The 1,678-nt window shown below is 38.6% G+C and carries 1 protein-coding gene; it reads left to right on the forward strand.

Going from position 1 to position 1,678, the window contains the following annotated elements; all coding sequences use genetic code 11:
* On the forward strand, positions 1 to 1,678 hold a 1,678-nt coding region (locus ACFIK7_RS02480; RefSeq protein WP_375662873.1), incomplete at both ends, for a DUF6990 domain-containing protein.

Here is a 1,678-nt window from a genome sequence, read left to right on the forward strand (position 1 = left end):
GGGGGGGGGTTTTTAGTGGTTTTGGTAAAGGCATTGATATTTGTGTAGAGACATTAGATGAGCAAGAGCTTATCAAAATCTCTGAGCGGATAATACAGTGGGCACATGCCCAAGATTTACAAGCATCAATAGAAAGCAAAACACGTGTTCAAAAGTATAGCTACAATATACGTATAGTCTGGCATTTGGCTTGTTTAGCATTGACAGGTCAAATTGATGTTCTGAAATCTTATCAAAATTTTTTAGAAGCAGGTACGATTTCTGAAATTTTGGATGACCGTGAAGTAGAGAGATATATTAACCAGGCCGTTCAATTTGCTGAAGAATATCTGAAAATCCTTAATGAGCGAAAAGCTATAGATGATCGTCTTAGTTTACAAGATTTGTCTTTTCTTAATACAGTTTCTGAAGACTTAAAAAGGATGGACTGGACAGTCTATCGTGATAAAAATTACAATTGCAATGCTTATTTTATAAAGAAAGATCGTATCATTAATATAGTGTACAACCTTGATAAAAACGGAGAGACACCATTTGTTACCTTCAAGGTTTCTCTTTCAACACTTGGTTTTTCTACAGCTTATCGATCTATTTTCATCAATACTCCCCAATATACCGTTCTTAAAGAATCAGAAGAAGTTTATGCAGTTTCTAGTACTGAATTGGATGAAGGCAAGCTGAAACAGATCAGTGCGGATATTTTGTGCTGGGCTGATCGACAAAATGTGAATCAAATCATCTATGATTATGCGGCTTTGTCCCCAGACAGTGAATATGATTTTGCGAAGTTGCACCTTATTGCACTTATTCTTATTGGGGATGTTGAAAAACTCAAATTTTATAAGGAAAGTTTGAAGGATAAAAACTTTTCAGCTTTGATAAGGGAAAACATAGCACATATTATTGATAACGTCCTTGCTCTTGCACGCCGTTATCGGACTGGTTTTCCTAAAAACGCTCCGATTTTGAGCTTGGATCCGCAAACAGCATCTGTTGCTTCTAAAACAACTGCTGTTGAAGCGGCAGAGGAAGTGGATGAAGCGGATGACACTGATGATCGTCTCACCATGGAAAGTGCTCATGCACTTTTAAAAAGCCTAGGCTGGTCAACTGAGAAAATCAATGAGAATGACCATATGGCAAGCTATCAATTGGCTGATCGTGAAGTAGACATTCTTTATAACGACGAAATTGCCAAAGATTACCCACAATTTGATAGCGCTTTTATGATTAGTACTGGCATTCTTTCCACCGCTTGTAAATTCATTGATCCTACCCACACGGAAGATATTCCAGATATACAGCTTAATTTTGAAGCAAAGGGGTTAGAAATCTTTGAACCAGAAGTTACTGCGGATCGCTTAAAGCAAGCACTTGATGACGCGCTAAAATGGGCGGTAACAGACATTGACCTTTCTAAAAGGCTACGCTCTGATTATGGTATAGCTCCTTGGGAAAAAGGCGCTACGTCTAAAGCAAACGATACGGATTATGCTTTACTTCATCTTGGCGCTCTTGCTTTGTTGGGTGATGTTGAGACCTTACAATCTTATCAGCAAAGCTTTACGGCAGGTGATCACCTAGGTTTTGACGAGAGCATCAACAAAACCCACCTTGAACGTGCATTAGCTTTAGCCAAAGAAGTAGCAAAGGTGAAGCAAGTGAGTTACGCTTTGAT

Origin of the sequence: Bartonella sp. CL266QHHD, from assembly GCF_042195355.1 — a bacterium.
Lineage (GTDB): Bacteria > Pseudomonadota > Alphaproteobacteria > Rhizobiales > Rhizobiaceae > Bartonella.